23 protein-coding genes are annotated in these 24,550 nt (G+C 70.0%); 12 read left to right on the top strand and 11 right to left on the bottom strand.

What is annotated here, in order from left to right; all coding sequences use genetic code 11:
• Window positions 1–49: 49 nt before the first annotated feature.
• Window positions 50–406: an STAS domain-containing protein gene (locus JKJ07_RS28395; RefSeq protein WP_202994866.1), complete on the top strand. Its 357-nt coding sequence runs from the start codon at window positions 50–52 to the stop codon at window positions 404–406.
• Here JKJ07_RS28395 and JKJ07_RS28390 read toward each other — a convergent pair.
• Window positions 317–1,291, bottom strand: coding sequence for a sigma-70 family RNA polymerase sigma factor (locus JKJ07_RS28390; protein WP_202994865.1), 975 nt, complete (start codon window positions 1,289–1,291; stop codon window positions 317–319). The genes JKJ07_RS28395 and JKJ07_RS28390 overlap by 90 nt on opposite strands.
• Before the next feature lie 107 nt (window positions 1,292–1,398).
• On the opposite strand from JKJ07_RS28390, the gene JKJ07_RS28385 reads away from it, so the two are divergent.
• Window positions 1,399–2,223, top strand: a complete 825-nt coding sequence (locus JKJ07_RS28385; protein WP_202994864.1) for an alpha/beta fold hydrolase — start codon at window positions 1,399–1,401, stop codon at window positions 2,221–2,223.
• 12 nt (window positions 2,224–2,235) lie between these two features.
• Window positions 2,236–2,544: a hypothetical protein gene (locus JKJ07_RS52280; RefSeq protein WP_369077006.1), complete on the top strand. Its 309-nt coding sequence runs from the start codon at window positions 2,236–2,238 to the stop codon at window positions 2,542–2,544.
• Window positions 2,545–2,935: 391 nt separating this feature from the next.
• Here the strand turns inward: JKJ07_RS52280 and JKJ07_RS28375 are convergent, their stop codons facing one another.
• The 4 genes from JKJ07_RS28375 to JKJ07_RS28360 all read right to left on the bottom strand — a co-directional run bounded on the left by JKJ07_RS28375 (window position 2,936) and on the right by JKJ07_RS28360 (window position 7,138).
• A complete protein-coding gene (locus JKJ07_RS28375; protein ID WP_202994862.1) occupies window positions 2,936–3,802 on the bottom strand; it encodes a carbohydrate ABC transporter permease in 867 nt (288 codons plus the stop codon).
• Window positions 3,802–4,767 (bottom strand): carbohydrate ABC transporter permease, encoded by a 966-nt coding sequence (locus JKJ07_RS28370; protein WP_202994861.1) that lies wholly within the window; start codon window positions 4,765–4,767, stop codon window positions 3,802–3,804. Before JKJ07_RS28370 ends, JKJ07_RS28375 begins: the two co-directional genes overlap by 1 nt.
• Window positions 4,764–6,083 (bottom strand): ABC transporter substrate-binding protein, encoded by a 1,320-nt coding sequence (locus tag JKJ07_RS28365; RefSeq protein WP_202994860.1) that lies wholly within the window; start codon window positions 6,081–6,083, stop codon window positions 4,764–4,766. The genes JKJ07_RS28370 and JKJ07_RS28365 overlap by 4 nt, the downstream gene beginning before the upstream one ends.
• A gap of 80 nt (window positions 6,084–6,163) precedes the next feature.
• Window positions 6,164–7,138 carry a LacI family DNA-binding transcriptional regulator gene (locus JKJ07_RS28360; RefSeq protein ID WP_202994859.1) on the bottom strand — a complete coding sequence of 325 codons (975 nt, stop codon included), beginning with the start codon at window positions 7,136–7,138 and terminating at the stop codon, window positions 6,164–6,166.
• 232 nt (window positions 7,139–7,370) lie between these two features.
• Here JKJ07_RS28360 and JKJ07_RS28355 point away from each other — a divergent pair, with 232 nt between their 5' ends.
• From JKJ07_RS28355 to JKJ07_RS28325, 7 genes are all read left to right on the top strand, one after another.
• On the top strand, window positions 7,371–8,618 hold the full coding sequence (locus JKJ07_RS28355) for a Gfo/Idh/MocA family protein (protein ID WP_202994858.1): 1,248 nt from the start codon (window positions 7,371–7,373) through the stop codon (window positions 8,616–8,618).
• Window positions 8,619–10,037 (top strand): glucuronate isomerase, encoded by a 1,419-nt coding sequence (uxaC, locus tag JKJ07_RS28350; protein WP_202995144.1) that lies wholly within the window; start codon window positions 8,619–8,621, stop codon window positions 10,035–10,037.
• Complete coding sequence (locus JKJ07_RS28345) at window positions 10,034–11,311, top strand: enolase C-terminal domain-like protein (RefSeq protein ID WP_202994857.1); 1,278 nt, start codon at window positions 10,034–10,036, stop codon at window positions 11,309–11,311. The genes uxaC and JKJ07_RS28345 overlap by 4 nt, the downstream gene beginning before the upstream one ends.
• Window positions 11,302–12,753 (top strand): mannitol dehydrogenase family protein, encoded by a 1,452-nt coding sequence (locus JKJ07_RS28340; RefSeq protein ID WP_202994856.1) that lies wholly within the window; start codon window positions 11,302–11,304, stop codon window positions 12,751–12,753. Before JKJ07_RS28345 ends, JKJ07_RS28340 begins: the two co-directional genes overlap by 10 nt.
• Window positions 12,696–13,841, top strand: a complete 1,146-nt coding sequence (locus tag JKJ07_RS28335) for a Gfo/Idh/MocA family protein (protein WP_307834450.1) — start codon at window positions 12,696–12,698, stop codon at window positions 13,839–13,841. Before JKJ07_RS28340 ends, JKJ07_RS28335 begins: the two co-directional genes overlap by 58 nt.
• 48 nt (window positions 13,842–13,889) lie before the next feature.
• The gene (locus JKJ07_RS28330) at window positions 13,890–15,245 is read left to right on the top strand and encodes an nSTAND3 domain-containing NTPase (protein WP_202994854.1); all 1,356 of its coding nucleotides are present in this window, start codon (window positions 13,890–13,892) and stop codon (window positions 15,243–15,245) included.
• A 72-nt stretch (window positions 15,246–15,317) separates the two neighbouring features.
• A complete protein-coding gene (locus JKJ07_RS28325) occupies window positions 15,318–15,959 on the top strand; it encodes a hypothetical protein (RefSeq protein ID WP_202994853.1) in 642 nt (213 codons plus the stop codon).
• A 35-nt stretch (window positions 15,960–15,994) separates the two neighbouring features.
• Here the strand turns inward: JKJ07_RS28325 and JKJ07_RS28320 are convergent, their stop codons facing one another.
• Window positions 15,995–16,534 carry a hypothetical protein gene (locus JKJ07_RS28320; RefSeq protein ID WP_202994852.1) on the bottom strand — a complete coding sequence of 180 codons (540 nt, stop codon included), beginning with the start codon at window positions 16,532–16,534 and terminating at the stop codon, window positions 15,995–15,997.
• A gap of 103 nt (window positions 16,535–16,637) precedes the next feature.
• Between JKJ07_RS28320 and JKJ07_RS28315 the strand changes: the two genes are divergently transcribed.
• Complete coding sequence (locus tag JKJ07_RS28315) at window positions 16,638–17,861, top strand: MFS transporter (RefSeq protein WP_307834472.1); 1,224 nt, start codon at window positions 16,638–16,640, stop codon at window positions 17,859–17,861.
• Window positions 17,862–18,270: 409 nt separating this feature from the next.
• A complete protein-coding gene (locus JKJ07_RS28310; protein WP_202994850.1) occupies window positions 18,271–20,148 on the top strand; it encodes a S41 family peptidase in 1,878 nt (625 codons plus the stop codon).
• A 283-nt stretch (window positions 20,149–20,431) separates the two neighbouring features.
• Here JKJ07_RS28310 and JKJ07_RS52275 read toward each other — a convergent pair whose 3' ends face one another.
• The 5 genes from JKJ07_RS52275 to JKJ07_RS28285 all read right to left on the bottom strand — a co-directional run bounded on the left by JKJ07_RS52275 (window position 20,432) and on the right by JKJ07_RS28285 (window position 24,494).
• Window positions 20,432–20,587, bottom strand: a complete 156-nt coding sequence (locus JKJ07_RS52275; protein ID WP_369077005.1) for a S1 RNA-binding domain-containing protein — start codon at window positions 20,585–20,587, stop codon at window positions 20,432–20,434.
• Between the two features lie 112 nt (window positions 20,588–20,699).
• On the bottom strand, window positions 20,700–21,449 hold the full coding sequence (locus JKJ07_RS28300; RefSeq protein ID WP_202994848.1) for a DUF6807 domain-containing protein: 750 nt from the start codon (window positions 21,447–21,449) through the stop codon (window positions 20,700–20,702).
• Window positions 21,446–22,249 (bottom strand): sugar phosphate isomerase/epimerase family protein, encoded by an 804-nt coding sequence (locus JKJ07_RS28295; RefSeq protein WP_202994847.1) that lies wholly within the window; start codon window positions 22,247–22,249, stop codon window positions 21,446–21,448. Before JKJ07_RS28295 ends, JKJ07_RS28300 begins: the two co-directional genes overlap by 4 nt.
• Window positions 22,246–23,346 carry a dihydrodipicolinate synthase family protein gene (locus JKJ07_RS28290; protein WP_202994846.1) on the bottom strand — a complete coding sequence of 367 codons (1,101 nt, stop codon included), beginning with the start codon at window positions 23,344–23,346 and terminating at the stop codon, window positions 22,246–22,248. The genes JKJ07_RS28295 and JKJ07_RS28290 overlap by 4 nt, the downstream gene beginning before the upstream one ends.
• Window positions 23,343–24,494, bottom strand: coding sequence for a Gfo/Idh/MocA family protein (locus JKJ07_RS28285; RefSeq protein ID WP_202994845.1), 1,152 nt, complete (start codon window positions 24,492–24,494; stop codon window positions 23,343–23,345). The genes JKJ07_RS28290 and JKJ07_RS28285 overlap by 4 nt, the downstream gene beginning before the upstream one ends.
• Between the last annotated feature and the right edge of the window lie 56 nt (window positions 24,495–24,550).

Below are 24,550 nucleotides of genomic sequence, written 5' to 3'. Positions count from 1 at the left end.
CCGGCGCCGGCACCGATGAGTTCCGGCCGCCCGGCGAGTCATACCCGGTATGACGGTTCCGTTCGCTGTAGGCGCGGCGGTCACCCGCGCGGACATCCCGTGCCTGTGCACGCGCCTGGCCGACCTGCTGCGCGGGCGGGCCGGCCCCGGCGACGTGGAGTGCGACGTCTCCGCGGCACGCGCCGACCTGGTGACCGTCGAGGCCCTGGCCCGGCTGCGCCTCACCGCCGGACGCTACGGCCGGCGGTTCGTCGTGACCGGCGCCCGGCCCGACCTGAGAATCCTGTTCTCGATGATCGGGCTGGGCGGCCTGGCCTCAGGCGGGCAGACGTTCGGGGAGGCCGAAGAGCGGGAACAGACGCTCGGTGTCGAGGAAGTTGTTGACGCCGGCGATCCGCCCGGCTGAGATCTCCAGCACGATCAACGCCCACGGGGTGTGACCGTCGCCGTCCTCGGCCGGCCGATATTGGGCGAAGGCGGGCAGGCCGTTGGCCACCACCGGGAGCAGGCGCGAGCCCTCGCAGCCGGCGCCGGTGCCCCGCATCCAGGCGGTGATGTCGTCGGGGCCGCGCAGCCACAGCGGCAGCGGCGGCATCGACAGCGTCGCGTCCTCGTGGAGCAGGGCGGTCAACGCGGTCAGGTCATACGCCTCGAACGCCTGCACATAGCGCGCGAGCAGCTTCTTCTGCTCCTCGTCGCCGGGCTCGAGCACCTGGGCGGCCTTGTCGGTCGAGGCGATCGTGGCCCGGGCCCGCTGGAGCGCGCTGTTGACGCTGGGCACCGACAGCTCGAGGAGGTCGGCCACCTCCTGCGCCGACCAGGCCAGCACCTCGCGCAGGATCAGCACGGCCCGCTGCTTGGGCGGCAGATGCTGCAGCGCGGCCACGAAGGCCAGCCGGATCGACTCGCGGTCGGCCACCACCTGGGCCGGGTCGGCCACCGCGGCCAGCACCCGCCCGTCGGGCACCGGGCCGACCCAGATCTCGTCGGGGCGCGGCTCGCCGGGGTGGGTCGCGTGACCGGAGCCGGCCGGCGCGAGATCCATCGGGCGGGCCCGCCGCTGCGCACTGCCGAGCATGGTCAGGCACACGTTGGTGGCGATGCGATAGAGCCAGGAGCGCAGGGCCGCGCGGCCCTCGAAGCTCTCATAGCTCTTCCAGGCGCGGACAAGCGTGTCCTGAACGGCATCCTCAGCCTCGAAGGCGGAGCCGAGCATGCGATAGCAGTAACCGGTCAGCTCGGGCCGGAAGGCCTCGAGCTGGGTCTCGATCGGGGTGGCCACGTCGCTCACGGCTAAGAAACTAGCCCAGGGGTACGACAGAAAAAACTTCCGCTCACACCGATGAGTTCAGATGACGGGCCCGGTCGTACGAGCAACTGACGACGAAGGAGCCCGACATGAACACCTGGACCGCAGATCAGCTCGGCAAGGGCGAGTACGCCGAGGTCAACGGGATCAACCTGTATTACGAGACCCACGGCGAGGGCCGCCCGCTGATCCTGCTGCACGGCGGCCTCGGCTCGGGCGAGATGTTCGGCCCGCTCGTCGGCCAGTTCGCCGCCGGCCGCCAGGTCATCCTGCCCGACCTGCAGGGCCACGGCCGCACCGCCGACATCGACCGGCCGATCGACATCAAGCACATGGCCGACGACATCGCCGCGCTGATCGACCACCTCGGCCTCGAGAAGCCCGACGTGGTCGGCTATTCGCTCGGCGGCGGCGTCGCCCTGCTGCTCGCGATCCGCCACCCGGAGAAGGTCGGCCGCCTGGTCTCGGCGTCGGCCGGCATCCGCCGCGACGCGACGTATCCCGAGATCCTCGAGCAGCAGGGCCAGGTCGGCCCCGAGGCGGCGGAGTTCATGAAGGAGACCCCGATGTACGAGCTGTACGCCCGGGTCGCGCCCCGCCCGGAGGACTTCCCCCGCCTGCTCGGCAAGATCGGCGAGTCGATGGCCGTCGACTACGACTACACCGAAGAGGTCCGCAACCTGCAGGTGCCGACCCTGATCGTCGCGGCCGACGCCGACATGTGCCCGCCCTCGCACTTCGTCGAGGTGTTCGCCCTGCTCGACGGCGGCCTGCGCGACGGCGGCTGGATGGGCGAGGGCCGGCCCAAGGGCGGCCACGCGCTGGCCATCCTGCCCGGCCTGACCCACTACAGCGTCTTCATGTCCCCGCTCTTCGCCACCGCCGCGCTCGACTTCGTGAACAAGTCGGAGTAGTCCGTCGAGCGGGTGGGGCGGCTCGCGCTCGCCTCACAGTCGTTCGACGTACGCGCGGCCCCGGGTCAGATGCTGGTCGTCTACCAGCCCGAGCCCGGCAGCCCCGGCGCCGAGGCGCTCACCCTGCTCGGCGCCCTCCACGCCACCGCGCGGGGCGAGCCGTCGCAGCACGGCGTGCACGGCGAACAGGGTGCAGCCCGCCAGCACCGGCACCAGCGCCGGGTGGACGAAGGCGGCCAGCAGCGCCGCGAGCAGCACCACGCCGGTCGCGGCGAGCAATACCGCGGGGCGGGCCGCGACGAGGGCACGGGCCCGCCTTAGCGGATCGGGGTGGGCCGACAACCCGGCCACCAGCGCCACGAAGCCGGCGGCCAGGGCGGCCACCACGAGCAACACGACGACCAGGGGGCGGCCGCCGGGGACGGCACCGCGGCGCAGGGCGGCCACGTCGATCGCGAGCAGCCAGGCGGCCGCGAGCACCAGCGGGCCGGCCCACATCCAGGGCACGAGACGCGTACGGAAGGAACGCCACAACTCCGCCGCCGTGGGCCAGCGGCCGATGGTCAGCAGCTTGTCGAGGGCGGCGCTGCCCGTGCCGACGGCCGCTCCCGCCGTCACGACCGGCAGGCAGGCCAGCGTCATCACGATGCCGAGCAGGGCCAGGTCGGCCACCAGCCGCAGGGAGTCGCGCCAGTCGTGCGGCATCAGAACCTCACCCCTTCAGGCCGCTGGTGTTGATGCCCTCGACCAGCAGCCGCTGGAAGGCCACGAAGAACAGGAACACCGGGATCAGCGACAGCAGCGACATCGCGAACATCGGCCCGACCGCGCTCTCGCTGGTGGAGTCGATGAACAGGGTCAGGGCCACCGGCGCCGTGTAGTCCTTGAGCTCGGACAGGAAGACCAGCTGGCGAAAGAAGTCGTTCCACGTCCAGATGAACGAGAAGATCGCCGTCGTGACCAGGGCCGGGCGGGACAGCGGCAGGATCACGTGCCGGAAGATCCCGTACGGGGAAGCGCCGTCGATCACCGCGGCCTCGTCCAGCTCGCGGGGGATGCCCCGCATGAACTGCACGATCAGGAACACGAAGAACGCCTCCGTGGCCAGGAACGCCGGCACCAGCAACGGCAGGTAGGGCCAGTCACCGCCGACCCAGCCGAGGGTCCGGAACAGGATGTACTGCGGGATGATCAGCACGTGGCCGGGCAGCAGCAGCGTGCCGATCATGACGGCGAACCAGACGCCGCGCAGCCGGAACCGCAGGCGACCCAGCGCGTACGCGGCCAGCAGGCACGAGATCGTGTTGCCGAGCACGGTCAGCAGCGAGACGAGCGCGCTGTTGAGGAAGAACCGCCCGAAGCTGACGTCGAACTTGGTCCAGCCCTCGGCGAAGTTGCCCGGCGTGAACTTCTCCGGGATCAGCCCGATGTTGCTGACGATCTCCTGGGGGGACTTGACCGACGTGCCGATCATCCAGATCAGCGGGTAGAGCACCACCGCCACAATGACCAGCAGGACCAGGAACCGCACAAGCGGGCCGCGATTCGGCGGTGCGGCGCGATCGGCTGCAGAGCTCATCACCGCTCCTCGTTGTCGGAGTAATGGACCCAGAAGCGGCCCGTCGAGAACAGCAGCACCGTGATCGCGCCGATCACGAGCAGGAAGACCCAGGCCATGGCGGACGCGTAGCCCATGTCGAGCTCGACGAACCCCTTGATGTAGAGGTTCAGCGTGTACATGAGCGTCGAGTCGACCGGCCCGCCGGTGCCGTTGGAGAGCACGAAGGCGGACGTGAAGCCCTGGAAGCCGTTGATCGTCTCGAGCACCAGGTTGAAGAAGATGACCGGCGACAGCATCGGCAGCGTGATGTGCGCGAACTTGCGCCACGCGCTGGCCCCGTCGACCGACGCCGCCTCGTACAGCTCGACCGGCACCTGCTTGAGCCCGGCCAGGAAGATCACCATCGGGGCGCCGAACTGCCAGACCGCCAGCAGGATCAGCGTGTAGAGCGCCCAGTCGGGGTCGTTGACCCACGGCAGGCCCTCGATGCCGAAGAGGGCCAGGAACGAGTTGAAGGCCCCCTCCCGGTTGAACATGCTGACCCAGACGATGGCCAGCGCGACGCTCCCGCCGAGCAGCGAGGGCAGATAGAACAGCCCGCGGAACACCGAGATGCCACGCATCGTGCGGTTGAGCAGCAGCGCCACCCCGAGCGCGGCGGCCAGCTTGAGCGGCACCGCGACCAGCGCGAACGTGATGGTCACGGTGACCGCGTGCCAGTACGACTGGTCGGCCGTGAACATGCGCCGGTAGTTGTCGAATCCGACCCAGCTCGCGTCGCTCAGCGAGATCAGCGGGCTGTAGTCGGTGAAGCTCAGGTAGAGCGAGATGAGCATGGGAACAGCCGTGATGCCGAGCAGGCCCAGCAGCCACGGCGAGAGGAACACGTAGCCGGCCAGGTTCTCCCGGCGCCGGCGAACCCGCCGCCCCGGCCGGTGAGCGGCGGGGGCAGCGGGGTCACGGGTCAGAGTGGAGGCGGTCACGAGGCGCCGATCGCCGCCTTGGCCGCGGCCACGTACGCCGCCGCGGCCTGCTCCGGGGTCTGCCGCCCGTAGACGACCTCCTCGGCCACCCGGACGAGCTCGGAACGCACCTTGCTGTGGCCCTGCGGGGGCACGGTCGGCGGGTTCGGCCCGAACTGCTTGCCCAGCTCGTCCTGGACGGCGATGGTCTGCTTCATGTTGGGGTCGGTCACCGTGGCCGCGATCTGCTTGCGGATGTCGGTGTTGGGCGGCAGGCCGCGGTCGGTGCCGAGGATCTTCGCGGCCTCCGGGTCGTTGGCCAGGAAGTTGATCACGTCGACCGCGGTGTCCTTGTGCTTGCTGCCGCGGAACGCCGAGAAGTAGAGCGACGCGCGCGCCCACTGCACCTTCGAGTCACCCGGGTAGGCCATCAGGCCCAGCTCGTCCTCGGTGTTCTTCTTGAGCTCGGGCATCTGGTTGGTCCAGACCCACGACGTGCCGGCCTTGCCCGTCACGATCAGCTGCTTGCTGACGTCGCTGGCGTTGCCCTCGTGGATGACGTCCGGCGTCGGCGTGGCCCCCTTGGCGCGGGCGTCCTTCCAGAGCGTGAACCACTTGGTCATGTCGGCCTCGTCGAAGCCGAGCTGCTTGCCCGCGTACAGGTCCTTGCCGTTCTGCCGCAGGAAGACCCAGAGCGCCTGATAGACGGCGCTGGCGTCCTGGGTGCCGGGCAGCTTGGCCTTCTTCGAGACGTCGGCCGCCCAGTTGATGAACTCCTCCCAGCTCATCCCCGTCTTGGGCTCGGGCAGCTTGAACTTCTCCAGCAGCGTCTTGTTGTAGACCAGGCCCTGGGTGTTCTCGCCCATCGCGACGCCGGCCAGCTTGCCGTCGACCTCGCCGTACTTGCGCAGGCTCTCCGGGAACTTGCTGACGTCGAGCTTGCCGTCCTGCGTGTACGGCGTCAGGTCGAGGGTGACGCCGCGGCCCGCGTACTCGGAGATGTAGTTGTCGTCGATCTGGAAGATGTCGGGCGCGTTGCCGCCGGCCGTGAGGGTGGCCAGCTTGTCGAAGTAGCCCTGGTTTCCCTGCCAGGTCTTCTTGAACGTCACGTCCGGGTGCTTCTGCGTGTAGAGCGCGAGCGCCTGGTCGGTCAGCTCGGCCCGCTTCTCCGCACCCCACCAGAAGATCGACAACTCGGTCTTGCCGCCGCTGGAGGCATCGTCGTCGCCGCCGCACGCCGCGGCGCCGAGCAGGAGCGGAACTGTTAGGGCGGCGGCGAGTAACCGGCGCCGGGTAGTACGTTGGGCGGGCGTGCCGCCCCTCGTGATGGGCTCCATGTTCGCTTCTCCTTCGCAGAAGCGACACCTCCGGGGGCGTTCGCGCTGCCCGGGTCCGCAGGGCTGTGCGGACCCGGGCCCTATGCCCGTCCCGTCGAGTCGCGTATGACCAGTTCGGTCTGCAGATGTATCTGGGCGGTGGTGCGACGGTCGTCGCCATGCGCGAGGAGCATGTCGACGGCCGCCCGACCAGCGGCGGCGGTGGGGGTCGCCACCGTGGTCAGCTTCGGACGGGTGAGCCGGCTGAGCATGATGTCGTCGATCCCGACGACGCTGACGTCCTCGGGCACGCGTGCCCCAGCGGCCAGCAGACCCTCGATGAGACCGATCGCCATGAGGTCGTTGTAGGCGAGCACGGCGGTGGCGCCGGCCCGCAGCACGTCCTCGGCGATCGTGAGCCCGCCGACCTCGGTCGGCGGGTTGGGGCCGATGATGGTGAGCTCGGCCCCGGCGGTCTTGGCGGTGGCGGTGGCCGAGCGCCGGATCTCCCGGCTCGTCCACGACCCGCGCGGGCCGCTGACCAGGGCGACCCGGCGGTGACCGAGCGCGGTGAGATGCTCGATCGCGATCCGGGCGCCGCGGGCGACGTCCATCACGACGGCCGGGATGCCGGCGATCTGCCGGTTCACCACGACCAGCGGCACCTCGCGGCTGAGCTGCTCGATCAGCGCGTTGCTCATCCGGGGGCTGACGAGCAGCACGCCGTCGACCTGCTTGGCCAGGGCGCGCACCACCTCTTCCTCGACGGCCGCGTCCTCGTTGGTGTCGGCGACGAAGATGTGGTGGTCGTGCTTGCGGGCTTGGCTCTCCGCCGCCTTGATCAGCGGCGGGAAGAACGGGTTGGCGATGTCGGCCACGATCAGGCCGATGTTGTAGGTGCGGCCGGTGATCAGCGCGCGGGCGGCCCGGTTGGGCCGGTAGCCCAGCTGCTCGGCGCAGGCCAGCACGCGGGTGCGGGTGTTCGGGTTGACCAGATGCGGGGCCGAGAACGTGCGGGACACGGTGGAGATGTGCACGCCGGACGCCCGCGCCACGTCGCGAATGGTGACAGCCATGCAAACCTCCCCAGTGGACGACACGGATGATGTGGCCCCGGTCACGTGATGACAGCCATTAATGCAAGCGGTTGCACGCAAGTCAATGGGTCAGGATTACGAAAACGTTGCATGGGAGCGCTCCGCACGCGCTCTTATTCGGGCAAACCACCATCAAGACCGCCGAGTTCTTGACGGCCTGAAATCGATCTGTCTAACTTCCCTGCAAACCTTTGCTGCCCCGGGAGGACGCATGGCCGGGAAAAACCGGATCGCCGTGATCGGCACCGGCTCGCGAGCCGAGATGTTCATCCGCGCGGTCACCGACGACCACGCCGACACGGCCGAGCTGGTCGCCCTGGCCGACACCAACCAGGCGCGAATGGACGTGCACAACGGCTGGCTGAAACAGCCCGTGCCGACCTATCAGGCCGCCGACCTGGAGCGGATGCTCGCCGAGAACAAGGTGGACGAGCTGATCGTGACCAGCGTGGACAGCACGCACGCGGGGCACATCGTCACCGCGCTCGAGGCCGGCTGCGACGTCATCACCGAGAAGCCGATGACCGTCGACGCGCCCAGCTGCCGGCGCATCCTCGACGCTGTCGAGCGCACCGGCCGCCGCGTGCAGGTCGCCTTCAACTACCGGTTCAACCCGGTCCACGAGGTCGTCCGCACGCTGCTGGCGGGCGGCGAGATCGGCGAGATCGGCTCGGTGCACTTCGAGTGGCTGCTCGACGTGCGGCACGGCGCCGACTATTTCCGCCGCTGGCACCGCGACAAGGCGAACTCGGGCGGCCTGCTCGTGCACAAGTCGGGCCACCACTTCGACCTGGTCAACTGGTGGCTGGGCGCAAAACCGGAAGAGGTCTACGCGTCCGGGCGGCTGTTCTTCTACGGCGACCGAGGGCGCGGAAAAAGCCTCGACAACAACCGGTTCGCGCTCGACCTGGCCGCCGATCCGCGTCTCAAAGCGCTCTACCTCGACGCACAGAACGAGGACGGCTACCACCGTGACCAGGACGTCTTCGCCCCCGGCGTGACCATCGAGGACGATCTGGCCGTGCTGGTCCGCTATGACACCGGCGCCACCATGACCTACCACCTGACCGCGTACGCCCCGTGGGAGGGCTACCGGCTGATGGTCAACGGCAGCAAGGGCCGGCTCGAGCTCGAGGTGATCGAGAGCGACCACGTCAGCCCCGGCGCCGCGGGCATGGTCAAGCACGGTGCCAGCCCCGAGTCGGGCTCGGTGACCCTGACCATCCGGCCGTACTGGACACCCCCGTACGCCGTCGAACTGCAACCCGTCGACCGCGAGGGCCACGGCGGCGCCGACAAGCGCCTGACCGGCGTGCTGCTGGGCGGGCAGACCGACCCGATGAACCGCTCGGCCACCGCCCGCGACGGCGCCCTGGCCCTGCTCACCGGTCTCGCCGCCAACCAGAGCCTGCGGGACGCCGCGCCGGTGCGGGTCGACGACCTGCTCGAGAAGGAGTAACTGCCCGTGCCCGACCCCATCTTCGTCACCGACCCGCGGCACGCCGGCCTGGCCCGCGACCTCTACGCGGTGGCCCGCGACCTGCCCCTGATCAGCCCGCACGGCCACGTCGACCCGGCGCTGCTGGCCGACGACGAGCCGTTCGGCGATCCCGCGCGGCTGCTCATCGTGCCCGACCACTACGTCACGCGGATGCTGCTCAGCCAGGGCATCCCGCCCGACCGCCTGGGCGTGCCCCGGCGCGACGGCGGCCCGGTCGAGACCGATCCCCGCGCGATCTGGCGCCTGCTCGCCGCGAACTGGCACCTGTTCCGCGGCACCCCGTCGCGGCTGTGGCTGGAGCAGACGTTCCGCACGGTCTTCCAGGTCGACATCCCGCTCACCAAGGACACGGCCGACGACCTGTACGACGCGATCGCCGCGCGCCTGGCCGAGCCGGAGTTCCGCCCGCGGGCGCTGTTCGAGCGGTTCGGCATCGAGGTGCTGGCCACCACCGAGTCGCCCACCGACGACCTGTCCCGGCACGCCAAGCTGGCCGCCGACGGGTGGGGCGGGCCGGGCGGCCGGGTGATCAGCACGTTCCGCCCGGACGACGTCGTGGATCTCGAGCGCGACGGCTGGGCCGGCAACGTGGCGCGGATGGGCGAACTGGCCGGCGAGGACACCACCACGTACGCCGGCTATCTGGCCGCCCTGCAGCGCCGGCGGGAGGCGTTCATCGAGGCCGGCACCACCTCGTCGGATCACGGGCACCCCACCGCCCGTACGATCAAGCTCTCCCCCGCCGATGCCGCCAAGCTCTACGAACGCGGGTTGCGGGGCGACGTGTCCGCGGCCGACGCCGAGACGTTCCGCGCGCACATGATCCTCGAGTTCGCCCGCATGTCGATCGACGACGGCCTGGTCATGCAGCTGCACCCGGGCGCGTCGCGTGACCACAACCGCGCGCTGTTCGCCGCGCACGGCCGGGACGTGGGCGGCGACATCCCGCAGGCGACCGACTACGTCCGCTCACTGCGGCCGCTGCTGGACGCGTACGGGATGGACTCTCGCCTGCGGATCGTGCTCTACACGCTGGACGAGACCGCGTTCAGCCGCGAGCTGGCCCCGCTGGCCGGCGGATATCCGGCGCTGTTCCTGGGCGCGCCGTGGTGGTTCCTCGACACGCCGGACGCGATGCGCCGCTTCCGCGAGTCGGTCACCGATTCGGCCGGCTTCTACAACACCGCGGGGTTCGTCGACGACACCCGGGCCTTCTGTTCCATTCCCGTACGCCATGACGTCGCGCGCCGGGTCGACGCCGCCTACCTGGCCTCGCTCGTCGTGCAGGACCGGCTGCCGTTCCCGGAGGCGGCCGAGACGATGGCCGACCTCGCCTACCACCTGCCCAAGCGGATCTTCAAGCTGGAGAAGGCATGACCACGATTACGGGCGTCACCGTGCACGACGTACGGTTCCCGACCGCCGCGGCCGGGGACGGCTCCGACTCGATCAACCGGGGCGACTACTCGGCGACGTATGTCGAGCTCGCGACCGACGGCGGCGTGACCGGAACCGGGTTCACCTTCACCAACGGGCAGGGCAATGAGATCACCTGCGCCGCCGTACGGGCTCTGGCTCCGTCCCTGATCGGGGTGGACCTTTCTTCCGACCCGTTGGCGTTCTTGCGCTCGCTGACCGCGCATCCGCAGCTGCGCTGGATCGGGCCCGAGAAGGGCGCGCTGCACATGGCGACCGGTGCGGTGGTCAACGCGGTGTGGGACGCGAAGGCCAAGCTGGCAGGCAAGCCGATGTGGCAGTTCCTCGCTGACCTGCCGACCGAGGATCTCGTGGCCGCGGTGGACTTCCGGCATATTTCGGACGCTTTGACGCCCGAGGAGGCGGCTGCGATCCTCGACAAGGGCCGGGACGGGCTCGCGGACAGGCTGGCGCTTCTCCAGAAAGACGGCTTCCCGTCCTACACGACCAGCGTCGGCTGGCTCGGTTACCCCGACGACAAGGTGCGGGCCCTGACCAAGCAGGCGTACGCCGAGGGCTGGCGCGCGATGAAGATGAAGGTCGGCGGCCCGATCGAGGACGACGTGCGGCGGGCCGGGATCATCCGCGCCGAGATCGGCCCCGACGCGCTGCTCATGATGGACGCCAACCAGATCTGGGGCGTCGACGAGGCGATCACCAACATGGCCCGGCTGGCCGAGTTCGACCCCTACTGGATCGAGGAGCCCACGCATCCCGACGACGTGCTCGGTCACGCGCGCATTCAAAAAGCCGTTTCCCCCGTACGGGTGGCGACCGGTGAAGTGGCGGCCAATCGCGTCATCTTCAAGCAACTCCTGCAAGCTGAGGCTATTCGCGTGATGCAGGTTGACGCGTGCCGGGTCGCGGGCATCCCCGAGGTGCTGGCCGAGCTGCTGCTGGCGGCCAAGTTCGGCGTGCCGGTCTGCCCGCACTCGGGCGGCGTCGGGCTGTGCGAGCTCGTCCAGCACATCGCGATCTTCGACTACCTGCGCGTGGGCACGTCGCTGGACGGCCGCATGGTCGAGTACGTCGATCACCTGCACGAGCATTTCACCGACCCCGTCCGTACGCGGGAAGGTCGTTATCTGGTGCCCACCGAACCGGGCTACAGCTCCGACATGCGCCCGGCCTCGATCGCGCAGTTCTCGTTCCCGGACGGCCCGGCATGGAACTGAACCGTTCGACGCTGGCCCAGGTGCCCGCCGCCGCCCGGCCCCGGATCGACACCCCCGCGGCCGGCATCGTCCACCTCGGACTGGGCGCTTTCCACCGGGCGCACCAGGCCGTCTTCACCGAGGACGCGATGGCCGCGGCCGGTGGCGACTGGGGCATCGTCGGGGTCGCGCCGCGCTCGCCGGAGGTCTACGACGCCATGCGCACGCAGGACGGGCTGTTCAGCGTGACCACGCTCGACCCGGCCGGTAACAGCACCCGGGTCATCGGCTCCTCGGCCGGGCAGCTGCGGGCCGCCGCCGACCCCGACGCCGTGGTGGCGCTGCTGGCCGACCCCAAAATCAAGATCGTCACGCTGACCGTCACCGAGAAGGGCTACAAGCTCGACGCGGCCACGGGGCGGCTGCTGCTCGACGACGACCTGCGGGCCGACCTCGAGACCGGGCGGCCCCCGCAGACCGTGCCCGGCCTGCTGATCCGCGGCCTGTGCGCCCGGCGAAAGGCCGACGCGGGACCGATCGCGCTGGCCAGCTGCGACAACCTGCCGGCCAACGGCCACCGCCTGCGCGGCCTGATCGACAAACTCGCGGCGGCCACGGCGATCGGCGACTGGGTCCGCGAGAGCGTCACGTTCCCGGGTTCCATGGTCGACCGGATCGTGCCGGCCACGACACCGGTGACACTCGCGGGCGCGGCCCAGGCGTTGGGCGTACGGGATCAGGCCGCGGTGAACGGCGAGCCCTATTCGGCTTGGGTGATCGAGGACGACTTCCCGGCCGGGCGGCCCGCGTGGGAACAGGCCGGGGCGGTGATGACTTCAGACCCCCGCCCGTACGAGCGGCTCAAGCTGCGCACGCTCAACGGCGTGCACTCGGCGATCGCCTACCTCGGTGCGGTGGCGGGTCGCTCGACGATCGCCTCAGCTTTGGAGCTGCCGGGCATGCACGAAGTCGTGCGGCAGTACATCGCCTGCGACGTGGCACCCAGCTTCGACCCGCCGTCCGGGGTCGACACCATCGCGTACGGGGAAGAGGTGTTGACGCGCTTCGAGAACCCGGCCATCGAGTATCAGACTGTGCAGGTGGCGATGGACGGCTCGCAGAAGATGCCCCAACGGGTGCTGCAAACAGTGCAGGACCGGCTCGCGGCCGGCAGCGTGCCGCGCTGGGGCGCCCTGGTGGTCGCGGCGTGGATGCGCTTCGTCCAGGGCGTCTCCGACGACGGCCAGCCGCTGCCGTTGAACGACCCGCTAGCCGACCGCATCCGAGCCCGGCTCGCCGCGGCACCCTCGACTCCCGACGGCGTGGTCGACGCGCTGCTCGGGCTGGACACCGTGTTCACGCCGGCGCTGGCCGAGGACGCTTCTTTCCGGGCCGCGCTGGTCGAGTGGCTGACCGCCTTCGAGAAGCACGGAGTGGCGGCAACTCTGGCCGGTGCGGTGTGAAGACTCGGGTTGCTTTGATCGGCGCTAACGGTCACGGCAGGTGGCATCGTCGGCGCATTTCGGATTTGTCGGATTCAGTCGAGCTGGTGGGTCTCGCTGACTTGGCGCCGATCGATCCTCCGCCCGATGCGCCCGCCTTCACGGATCACCGCGCCCTGCTGACGGAGACCCGCCCCGACGTCGTGGTGATCTGCACGCCGCCGCACACCCACCTGCCGATCGCCCTCGACGCCCTCGACGCCGGCTGCGACCTGCTGCTCGAGAAGCCGCCGGTGACCTCGCTGGCCGCGCACCACACGCTCGTCGAAGCCGTGTCGCGAGCCGGCCGGGCCTGCCAGGTCGGCTTCCAGGCGCTCGGCTCGCGCGCGTGGACCCGCTTCCGAGCTGCCCTCGATCCGTCGCTCACGGCCTTGACCGCGGTGGCCTCATGGAAACGCGACGACGCCTACTACGCCCGCTCCCCCTGGGCCGGCCGCCGCACGGTCGCCGGCCGCCCCGTGGTCGACGGCGCCCTGGTCAACCCGCTCGCCCACGCCGTGATGCAGGCCCTGGCGTCTGGTTCGGCGGCCGGCGCCGGCCGCCCGCGGCTGCTGGAGGTCGAGCGCTACCGGGTACGCCCGATCGAGGTCGAGGACACGGCTTTCGCCCGCATCACGTTCGAGAACGGCCTGACCCTGCTGGTCGCCGTCACCCTGGCCGGCGAGGACTTCATCGCCGGCGAGATCGAGGCCCGCGGCCCGTTCGGCCGGGCCCTGCTCGAATACCCCACCGACCGCCTGGCCCTCCCCGGCGACCCCGCCCTCGTCGAGGTGCCCGGCCGCACCGACCTGCTGACCAACCTGCTCGACCACCGCACGACCGGCACCGACCTGCTCGTCCCCCTGGAGTCCACGATCGACTTCTCCACCGTGCTGGAGGCCCTCACCCTGCCCGACACCCCGACCCCCCAGCTCATCGACGTGCCGAACAGCACGATCCCCGGCATCAACGGCCTGCTCCGCCTCTCCGCCGACACCCTCACCCTGCCCTCAGAACTGGGCGTCTCATGGGCCGCCAAACCGGACCGCCGCCGCCTGCCCGTGTCCTAGCGCCGATATAACCTGCCACCCTCTGATGAACGCGGAGATGGGCAGGGCATGGTGGACGGATTCGACCTCGGACGCTTGAACTATCGGGAGTTCGAGGAGGTGTGCCGCGACCTGTTCGGCGAGATCCTCGGTTTCCCTCTGGAGGTCTTCACCCCTGGCCCGGACGGCGGCATCGACCTCCGGCATGTCTCGGACGACGGCCACACCGTGATCGTGCAGTGCAAACACTGGCACGGCTCCGGGACCAGCGCTCTCCTCAGCAGGCTGAAGACCGATGAGGCGCCCAAGGTCCGTAACCTGAAGCCGGACCGCTTCCTGCTCGCGGTGTCCGTCGGACTGACGCCGCACAACAAACAGGTCATTCTCGATACTTTCGCGCCGGCCCTCAGAACGCCGTCCGACATTTATGGTCTGGACGATATCGTCGGCGCCCTGCGCGACCGCCCCCGGCTCGTCGAGCGCCACTTCCGCCTGTGGCTGAGCAGCACCGCCGTCCTGCGAACCGTCCTGGACCGGGCAAGCCACCTGCGATCCTCCTGGTTGCGCGACGAACTGACCCGCACGGCCGAGACGTTCGTGCCTCACTACGGATTTGTACGCGCCGCCCAAGTGCTGGCCGCCCAGCGCGTCTGCGTGATCACTGGTGCGCCCGGCGTCGGCAAGACGACGGTCGCGATGATGCTGGCTTACTGGCACATGGGTCACGGCTTCCAGGTCCACGAGGTCAGGAGGGACGTCGATGAGATCGACGAACTGTGGCGCGACGATGAGCAGCAGGTCTTCCTCTACGACGACTTTCTCGGCCAGACCATGCTCGATCGGCCCAGAGACAATGAGGACCGCCGGCTGGTGTCGATGATCAGCCGGATCCGCAGGACGCCCGGCAAGGCCCTCGTCATGACCACTCGCAGCCACATCCTCGGCGAGGCTCAGCGTGGTTCCGACCGGCTCGGCGGCCCCGACGTCTCGATCGTGACCAGCGTGGTCGAACTGAGTGACCTCGACTTCGAGATGCGCGGTCAGATCGTCTACAACTACGTGTCGCGGAGCTCCATCAGGCAAGAGGAGAAGGCGCGCTTCGGCCAACCGGAAGTCTGGGAGCCCATCGTGTCGCATCGGCGTTTCAGCCCGCGACTCATCGAGGAGACGATGAGGCTGGCCGGTCCGGGAACACCGGATGTCGTCGCTCACCTCCTCGCCAACCTGGAAGATCCGCTGCACATCTGGGAAAGAATCGTCGAAAATGAGCTTTCCCGCGAGGCCGTCGAGCTGCTGGAGATCCTGTTCCTGACCGGCGAGACCAAACCTGGAGCTCGGCCGGGCCGATCTGTCCGCCTTGGTGGCATCGGTGGACCACCACTTCCCGGCGTACCGCTTGATGCAGGTGGCTCGCTCTTCCAGTAATGCAACGGTCCTCCGCTTCCTCAGCGACAATCCCTCGCTCGTCGAAGACATGATCGTTCGGCCGAAGCAACGGTGCCCGACTCCTATTGGCACGAGGAGGAGAGCCTGGCCTCCTACCTCGTCTGGGCGCTCTCGACGGCCGAGCTTCTGGGTTTGTCACCATCGGCGAGTTACGTGAGCAGCCGTTGCGAGGAACTGGACCTCGAGGCGCTGCCCGAAGAACACCTCGTCGAGCTGGCCAACGCATTATCAGCGAGCAGGATGATCCCGACGGAGAGCAGTCGGCGATTCCGCCGGTCGGTCCACACGAGGGTCACCGAGGAGATCAGGGATTGCATCTATTCCGAAAATCTCCTTCGGGCGACCGAGTTGTATCAAGTTTTGGTGACGTTGGAGAATTCAGACCCTGAGGACAAATACATCGGGCTGATCTACGCGGCCGTCTCGGACCGGCTCGATTACCTGACCGGCTTGGCCGACGACGAGCTCGATGAGGAACTCGTTGGGGAAGTCGCGGGACTGGTGGAGTTTCTCGGCCAGGCTGAGGGCCACCCCGTGGACACCTCAACCGCGAACGCGCTCTTGGCGAGGCACTGGGCCTCGGCAACCGAGACGACAGAACCGGGCGCCTTCTCGGCAACACAGCGACACGTTCCGGTTGATGTCCAGCGAGGTTCGGTCGCCAGGCTGATGCGGCAGCTCGACCCGGAGTAAGGCCAACGTGAATCTGCTCCGGTGCGTCCTGGGAGCTAGTTCGGTTGGGTTGGCGCTGACTTCCGAACCAACGGCTGTTCTCCGGGCACGGGCGTGAGGCCGTGGCTCAGTGAGTCGGCGATCTCGTCGCGGCGGCGCAGGGCGGCCCGCCAGCCGACGACCTCGACCTCGCTGACCTCGCCGCTCCCCGAGGCCGCCCGTACGATCCACGGCCGCCGGAAGAGCACCCGCGCCACCGCCGAAGCGGCCAGCAGAGCCAGCACGATCAGCCCGTCCAGGATGATCAGCAGGAGTGGCAGCAGGACCCACCAGAACAGAACCGCCGCCAGCACGAAAGCGAACAGCACAACCGCGACGATCACCAGTTCGTCGGCGATGCTGGAGCTGCCGCCGCTGCTTCCGAGGTTGCTGGAGACGTCGGCCCCGCCGCTCAGGACGTCGCCGGCGTCGACGTCGTGGCGGCGCTTGGAACGCCAACCGCCGAACCGCCGGGCCATCGCGCGCCACCGCGGCTCCCAGACCACCCGCACATCCCACCGCGCCCCGTCGAGCGCCGTGACCGTCACTGTTCGCACCTGCTCAAGGTAGCGGCCTGGGCCAAGGCGAAACGGGGTTGCCGACCTCGGATGATCATGGTGCGATGCCGACATGGGGGATTTACGGGGATCGTTGAGTAAAGTGCTGCCGCCGCCCGGATTGCCTAGGCGGCTGGCGACCCAGTCGGCCCTGCTCGGCATCGGTGGCGGCACGTTCCTGACCGGCAGCGTCGTGTTCTTCACCCTCTATGTCGGGCTGTCGCCGATCCAGGTCGGGCTCGGCTTCTCGCTGGCGGGCCTCGTCGGCCTGGTGGGCTCGTTGCCGCTGGGGCACCTGGCCGACCGGATCGGCGGCCGCCGGGCGTGGGTGCTCGGGGCGCTGGGCGGGGCGGCCACCTTCGCGGCATACCCGTTCACCGACGGGTTCTGGATGTTCCTCGTGCTCATCACGATCGAGGCGACGGCCGACACGTTCGCCAACGCGGGGCGCATGGTCTACATGGCGGCGGCCGTGCGGCGTGAGGAGCGCGTACGCACGATGGCGTTCGCCCGGGCGTACCTCAATGTGGGTTTCACCGTCGGATCCGGGCTGGGTGCGGCGGCGCTGGCGCTCGACTCGCGGGCCGGCCTGCTGGTGCTGGTGCTGGCCAACGCGGCGGGGCTGGCTTTGAACGCGCTCTTCGTGGCGCGGATGCCGGCCCAGCCCTCGTTGCGGACGACCCGGGAGCGGCAACCCAGCCCGTGGGGCGTCCTGCGCGATCACCCGTACACGGCGCTGGCCTCGCTCTTCGGGGTGCTCTGGCTCAACGCCACCCTCTTCGGCGAGGTCGTGCCGCTGTGGGCGATCACCATGACCGACGCGCCCAAGCCGCTGCTCGGCGTGCTCTTCGCGATCAACACCGTGATGGCGGTGGCGTTGCAGGTGCGGGCCACCCGGGGCGCCGACAGCCTGACCGGGTCGACCCGCCTGCTGCGCTGGGCGGCGCTGGCCAGCGTGGCCGCGTGCCCGGTCGTCGCGCTCAGCGGGGCGACCCACGGCTGGGCCACGATCGCCCTCCTCGCGTTCGCCATCGTGCTGCTCACGGCGACCGAGCTGTGGATGTCGGGCGCGCAGTGGTATCTGCAGACCGAGATCCCGCCGGCCGAGCAGCGCGGCGCCTATCTGGGGGCCAGCAAGTCGGTCGGCGGCGTGACCAAGATGCTCGGCCCGGCGTCGCTGACGTTCCTGGCCATCCACACCGGCGGGTGGGGCTGGTGGCTGATCGCCGGCATCTTCGTCGTCGCGTGGGCCGCGGCCCGCCCGATCGTGGCCTGGGTCGAGCGGACCCCACGCAACGGACTCACCGAGCCCGTCCCGTCGATATGACGCGTTGCGCCCGACCGCCGTGACGGCGGTCGGGCGTTACGGCCCGCGGGATCAACGCCGGACAGTCAGTACCGCCCGTCACGGCGCTAGGACTGACCCCGGTCGCCGTGTCAACCCGCCCGTAGCCGCCCTGTGGACAAGTCCCGCGGCTGTGGACAACCCCGATCCACCGCTCCTGATCAAATAGGGTCGGAGCCACACCCGGGCGGGAGGGGGAGGCGGTGGCAGGTTGGAACCAACGATCTTGGCCAACGATCTTGGAGAGCCTCGCGTTCGTGCTGGTGCGTTTGTCCGGGCCGACGTGGCGTACGTCTGGGGTGTGGTCCCTGTCGATGGGTCCTTGATCGGACAGTGGCGGGTGGTATCCGCGGACCTACGCTGAACCCCTTCGCGTCGGGAGGGGATAGACATGACCCAGGCTGTTTCGCTCACGGATTTTCTCGGCGCGACCGAGATCGGGCGCCTCACGAACGCCCAGCGCAAACTGATCGTCCAGCAGGCGCTGCTCGTGCTTGAGCAGAATTACGCGCTGCTGCCGTTCAAGATGGCGCGCTACGGCATCAACCCGCTGCAGCGGCTGCGCCTGCTCTCGCAGCGGCTCGACCGCGACGGCGACCCCGAGCTCGAATGGCGCATGCACGCCGAGCTCGTCGACGTCTTCAACTCGCTGCGCGACCTGCACACCCGCTACACGCTGCCGCAGCCCTTCAACGGGGCCGCGGTGTTCCTGCCGTTCCTGCTCAAGGAGTTCACCGAGGACGGTCGCAAGCGTTATCTGGTCAGCAAGCGCCAGGCCGACTTTGACCTGCAGGGCTTCCGCCCGGGCGTCGAGGTGACCCACTGGAACGGCGTGCCGATCGCGCGGGCCGTCGAACGCTTCGGCGACCGGCTGCCGGGCGCCAACGCCGACGCGCGCCACGCCCGGGCGTTGCAGATGTTCACCGTACGGTCGCTGGCCTTCGCGCCACCCCCGGACGAGGACTGGATCACCGTCGGCTATCTCGACCAGTCCGGTCAGGCCCAGGAGACCCGGCTGACCTGGAACGCGACCGCGATCACGCCGGTCGCCGAGGGCCCCAGCGCGACCACCGACACCCAGCTCGGCGTCGACATCGAGGGCGCCCAGCTCGCCCGGCTGCGCGCCGCCCTGTTCGCGCCCGCGGCCCTGGCCGCCGAGGAGACCGGGCAGGAGCTCGCGACCGACGACCCCGGCGTGGTCCCGGTCGCCCCCGACCTGTCGACCGTCTTCGAGGCGCGCCGCGTCGCCGTGGGCGGCCGCACGGTCGGTCACCTGCGCATCCGTACGTTCATGCCCACGGCAGGCGGCATCGTGGCGTTCGTCCGCGAGTTCGCCCGGCTGCTCGGCGCGCTGCCCCCGGACGGGCTCGTGCTCGACGTGCGCGGCAACGGCGGCGGCGCGGTCGTCGCCTCCGAGCTGTGCCTGCAGGCGCTCACCGCCCGCCCGGTCGAGCCGGAGCCGGCCCAGTTCGCGGCCACCGCGCTCAACCTGCGCCTGTGCCGCACCCGCGACGACCTCAACCCGTGGCTCAAGTCGATGGACCAGGCGCTCGAATCGGGCGCGCCCTACTCGGCGGGCATCCCGTTCACCGAGCGCGAATGGTTCGACGCCGTCCCGCAGTCCTACTTCGGCCCGGTCGTGCTGCTGACCGACGCCCGTTGCTACTCGGCCACCGACATCTTCGCGGCCGGCTTCCAGGACAACGGCATCGGCCTCGTGCTCGGCACCGACGGCAACACCGGCGCCGGCGGCGGCAACGTCTGGCAGCTGGCCGACCTGATCGGCTCGCTGTCCGAGCCTTTCAAGCCGCTGCCGCTGGGCGCCGGCCTGTCCTTCGTCATCCGCCGGGTGCTGCGGGTCGGGGCCAACGCGGGCACCCCGCTGGAGGACTACGGCGTCGTGCCCAACGAACGCCACAGCACGACCCGCCGCGACATCGTCTCGGACGACGCCGACCTGCTGGCCGCGGCGGTGGCCCTGCTCGAGAAGTCCCCGGCGCGCCGCTTCGACGTCGAACTCTCCGAGGCCGGGGGCGACCTCACCGCCACGTTCGGGGTGCTGGGGGTCGACCGCGCCGACATCGAGGTCGACGGGCGGCCCCGCTGCAGCGCCGACCTGGGTGGCAACCCGGGGCCGGTCGCCGTCACCGGGGCCGAGGGCGCCCGCCAGGTCCGGGTCCGCGGCTTCGACGCGGGCGAGCCCGTCGCCCTACGCACGTTCATCCGCAAGGGTGGCGCCCTGAAGCCACTGGGCACCCTGGAAGGCTGAAACCATAACGCCTTCGTACGCCACGGCGGCCCCGACAAACGCACCCGCACGAACGCGAGGCTCCGCCGGCGCAGTCGGGACTCACGGCCGAATCGCCCGACCGGCCATGGGGGGCTCGAAGGGGAAATGTCCCTCCCGGCGACGACGTCGGTCACCGCCAGAGCGGCATCCGGGCTCAGGCGGTGACCGCCTCGGGGACCACAGCCTCCTTGACCACGACGGTGCGGCAGAGCAGGTCAGCGAGGGTGCGGCGTTTGGCCCCAACTCTGGCGCCCATCCGCGATCAGCGGCGACACGACAGCGCGAGCCGCCGACGGAGCGGATCGATCTCTGTGATGGTGACGACGACCTCGTCGCCGACCTGGACTGCCTGGTTGGGGGTGTCGATGGGCACGGTGGAGAGTTCGTGTGGCGCGAAGCGACAGGCGAGCCTCGCCATCGGTGGTGTCGAAGGCAAGAAACTCGCAGGTGACGTGCTGTCCGACGGAGATGACCTCGTACGGGTCCTGGAAGGTGAGCCAGGACAGCTCGGGCATGGTGATCTGCGGACGTTACAGATCAGTGACCAGCACCCGGATGTGGCGGGACAACGTCTCCCCGGCCGGGACGACTAGCGGGTCCTCCCAGGCCAGGGCCGCGCACACGCCGATGTAGCCCTCCGTGCGGATGAACCAGCGGTCCTTGCCGGCCAGGCCCCGGAACGTCAGCGCGTATTTGTCGTCCACGGTCAGGGTCACCGATTCGGCCGTGCTGCCGTGGGGTTCGCTGGCGACGGCGCGTTCACCCGGGCAGCGCCAGAAAAAACCGCCATAACCCGCTTCCCCCGTACGCCCGTTGGTGGCGGGGCTGCCCAGCGAGACCGACAGGCCCGGGGCGGTCGTCAGGGCGTACCGGAAGGACAGCTCCCACCCGCCGGGCGCCGCCCCCGCCGTGAGAGAGCGGCGCTCGGTCAGCAGCGTGCGGTCGTCGCCGTCGCACCAGCGCAGCTTCTCCGACAGGCCGCCCGGTGAAGAGGCGGGCACCCAGCCGTCGTGCCGGATCGTGCCGTGGTCGGTCAGCCACGTGTAGCCCTGGTCGCGGACGAACGTGCGGCCGCCCCAGAAGTTCCAGCCGTTGACGTCGGCGATCGTCACCGAGGCGCCGAGGTGCCAGGGGTGGTCGAAGCAGAGCTCGTCGGTCACGACCGTGCCGGCCAGGGTGCGTACGGGGTGAAGATAGGGCCGGGGGGCGAGCCGGATGTCGAGCGGCGGGTCGATCACGTACGTGGCGACGAACGTGTCGCCCACGCGCAGGAAGCTCACGCGACGGCCGCCTCGTAGCCGGCGATCGCCTCGGCCAGCACGTCGGGGCCCGGCCGCGACCAGACCTCCTCGTGGAACACCTCGACCTCGACGTAGCCGTCGTAGCCGGTCTCCCGTACGGCCTGCGCGAAGCGCCGCATGTCGACCGATCCGGTGCCGGGCAGCCCGCGGCCCAGCAGCACACCCTCGGGCAGCGGCGTGATCCAGTCGGCCAGCTGGAACGCGGCGACCCGTCCGTCACGACCCGCGCGGGCGATGCCGTCCCACACCGTGTCGTCCCACCACAGGTGATAGGTGTCGATCACCACGCCGACCGCCTCAGCCGGATAGGGCGCGGCCAGCTGGAGGGCCTGATCGAGCGTGGAGACGACGCAGCGGTCCGAGGCGAACATCGGGTGCAGCGGCTCGATGGCCAGCCGGACGCCCGCGGCCAGCGCGTCGGGCACGAGCGCGCCGATCGCGTCGCCGACGTGCCGGCGGGCGCCGTCGATGTCCCGGCTCGAACCCGGCAGTCCGCCGCTGACCAGCACGAGCGTGTCGGTCCCCAGAACAACCGCCTGCTCGATGGCGCGCCGGTTCTCGTCGTACCAGTCGGCCGCGTGGAAGAACCCGCCCCGGCACAACGACGTGACCGTGAGGCCGGCATCGCGTACGAGGGAAGCGGCTTTTTCCGTGCCGTAGTCGGCGACTTCCTCGCGCCAGAGGCCGACTCCGGTGACGCCCGCGGCCACGCAGCCGGGCACCAGTTCGTCGAGCGGCCAGCGTTTGGTGGTGGCCTGGTTGAGCGAGAAGCCCCTCATCGCGCCAGCCCCACGGTGGTCAGCCACGCGTCGGCCCGGCGCGAGGCCAGCTCGGCGTCGGGCAGCAGCCCCGCCTCGTCGGCCAGCCTCATCAGCGTGAGCAGGTGCTGCGGCGAGCGCCCGGACTGCGCGCCGTTGACCATCGTGAGGTGATCCTGATGGCCCGCGAGCCAGTTCAGAAACACGATCCCGGTCTTGTAGTGATAGGTCGGCGCGGCGAAGAGATGCCGGGCGAGCGGCAGCGTCGGTTCCAAGATCTTCCCGTACGTCGTCACGTCGCCCTCGTCGAGCGCACGCAGGGCCGCCGCCGCGGGTGGGGCGATCACCGCCAGCACCCCCAGCAACGCCTCGGAATGCCCCTGGTCGTCGCCGAGGATCAGCGACGGATAGTTGAAGTCGTCGCCGGTGTACATCCGCACACCCTCGGGCAGCCGCCGCCGCATCTCGATCTCGTAGTCGGCGTCGAGCAGCGACAGCTTGATGCCGGCCACCCGATCGCGATGCTCGTTGATGATCTCGAGGACGGCCTCGCGGTTGCCCCAGTAACCGGCCAGCGCGGGGTCGAACGCCTCACCCAGCCAATGCAGCAGAACCGGCTTGTCCGATTGCGACAGCAGCTCGCCGTAGACGCGCTTGTAGTCATCGGCGTCCCGCGCGGCCGCGGCCAGATGCCGGCTGCACATCAGGACCGGGGTCGCACCAGCATCCCGTACGTCGTGCAACTGCTCCAGATAGGCCTTGGTGATCTCGTCGAGGGTCGCCGGACCGGGTAGCAGCTGGTCGGTGGCGACGCCGGCCACGATCGCGCCGCCGACCGACCGGGCTTCGGCGGCGCTGCGGCGGATCAGCTCGCGGGTGGCCGGATAGTCCAGCCCCGCGCCGCGCTGGGCGGTGTCCATCGCCTCGGCCACCCCGAACCCGTACGACCACAGGTGGTGCCGGAACCGCAGCGTGGTGTCCCAGTCGAGCGCGGCGGGGGCGCCCGGAATGTTCTCGGCTGCCGGGTCGGCCGTGACCGGCGCCGCGGCGTACGCGATCCGGCTCGTGAACGGCTTCCCCGGCGCTGCATAGGAGGTGCCGCGGCCGCTGAACCTCATCGGTCCAGCTCCGGGATCTCGAGGCGACGGCCCTCGCGGGACGACTGCAGCCCGAGCTCGGCCACCTGCACGCCCCGCGCCCCGGCCCACAGGTCGCCGGTGTAGGGCCCGTCCTCGGCCACGTAGCGCAGGAACTGCTCCCACTGGGCGCGGAACCCGTTGACGAAGACCTCGTTGTCGGGCACCTCCTGCCACTGCTCGCGGAAACGCTGCGCGGTCGGCACGTCCGGATCCCACACCGGCTTGGGGGTGGCGGCGCGCGGCTGGATGCGGCAGTGGTGCAGACCCGCGACGGCGCTGCCATGCGTGCCGTCGACCTGGAACTCGACCAGTTCGTCGCGATTGACCCGTACGGCCCAGGAGCTGTTGATCTGCGCGATGATGCCGCCGTCGAGCTCGAACCAGCCGTAGACGGCGTCGTCGGCGGTCGCCGCGTAGGGCTCGCCGCTCTCGTCCCAGCGCCGGTCGACGTGCGTCACCGAGCGGGCGGTCACCGAGCGTACGGGTCCGAAGATCTGCTCCAGGACGTAGTGCCAGTGCGGGAACATGTCGAGCGTGATGCCGCCGCCGTCGGCCGCCCGGTAGTTCCACGACGGGCGTTGCGCGGCCTGCCAGTCACCCTCGAAAACCCAATAGCCGAATTCCCCCCGTACGGAGAGGATCTGCCCGAAGAAGCCGCCGCGCACCAGGCGGAGCAACTTCTGCAAGCCCGGAAGAAACAGTTTGTCCTGCACCACGCCGTGCTTGATGCCGGCCGCGTCGGCCACCCGGGCCAGGTCGACCGCCTCGGCCAGGCTCTCGGCGACCGGCTTCTCGGTGTAGATGTGCTTGCCGGCCTCGATCGCCGTGCGCAGCGCCTTGACCCGGGCCGAGGTGACCTGCGCGTCGAAATAGACCTGCACGTCGGGGCGGGCCAGCGCGCCGTCGAGGTCGGTGGTCCAGTCGGTGAGGCCGTGCTGCTCGGCCAGCGTGCGCAGCTTGGTCTCGCTGCGGCCGACCAGCACGGGCTCGGGCCACAGGACGGTGCCGTCACGCAGCGGGAGGCCGCCGTCCTCGCGGATGGCGAGGATCGAGCGGATCAGGTGCTGACGCAGGCCCATCCGGCCGGTGACACCGTTGAGGATGATGCCGAGGGGGGTGCGGTCCATGCTCTCTCCAGCCTCCGCTTGGCTCGCAAACCGCTTAGGTAAGCGCTTTCCTGATA

Source organism: Paractinoplanes lichenicola, assembly GCF_016785085.1.
In the GTDB taxonomy this organism is placed as follows: domain Bacteria; phylum Actinomycetota; class Actinomycetes; order Mycobacteriales; family Micromonosporaceae; genus Actinoplanes; species Actinoplanes lichenicola.
The sequence above is the reverse complement of the archived record's forward strand: the minus strand, read 5'-3'. Positions and strand labels throughout refer to the sequence as shown.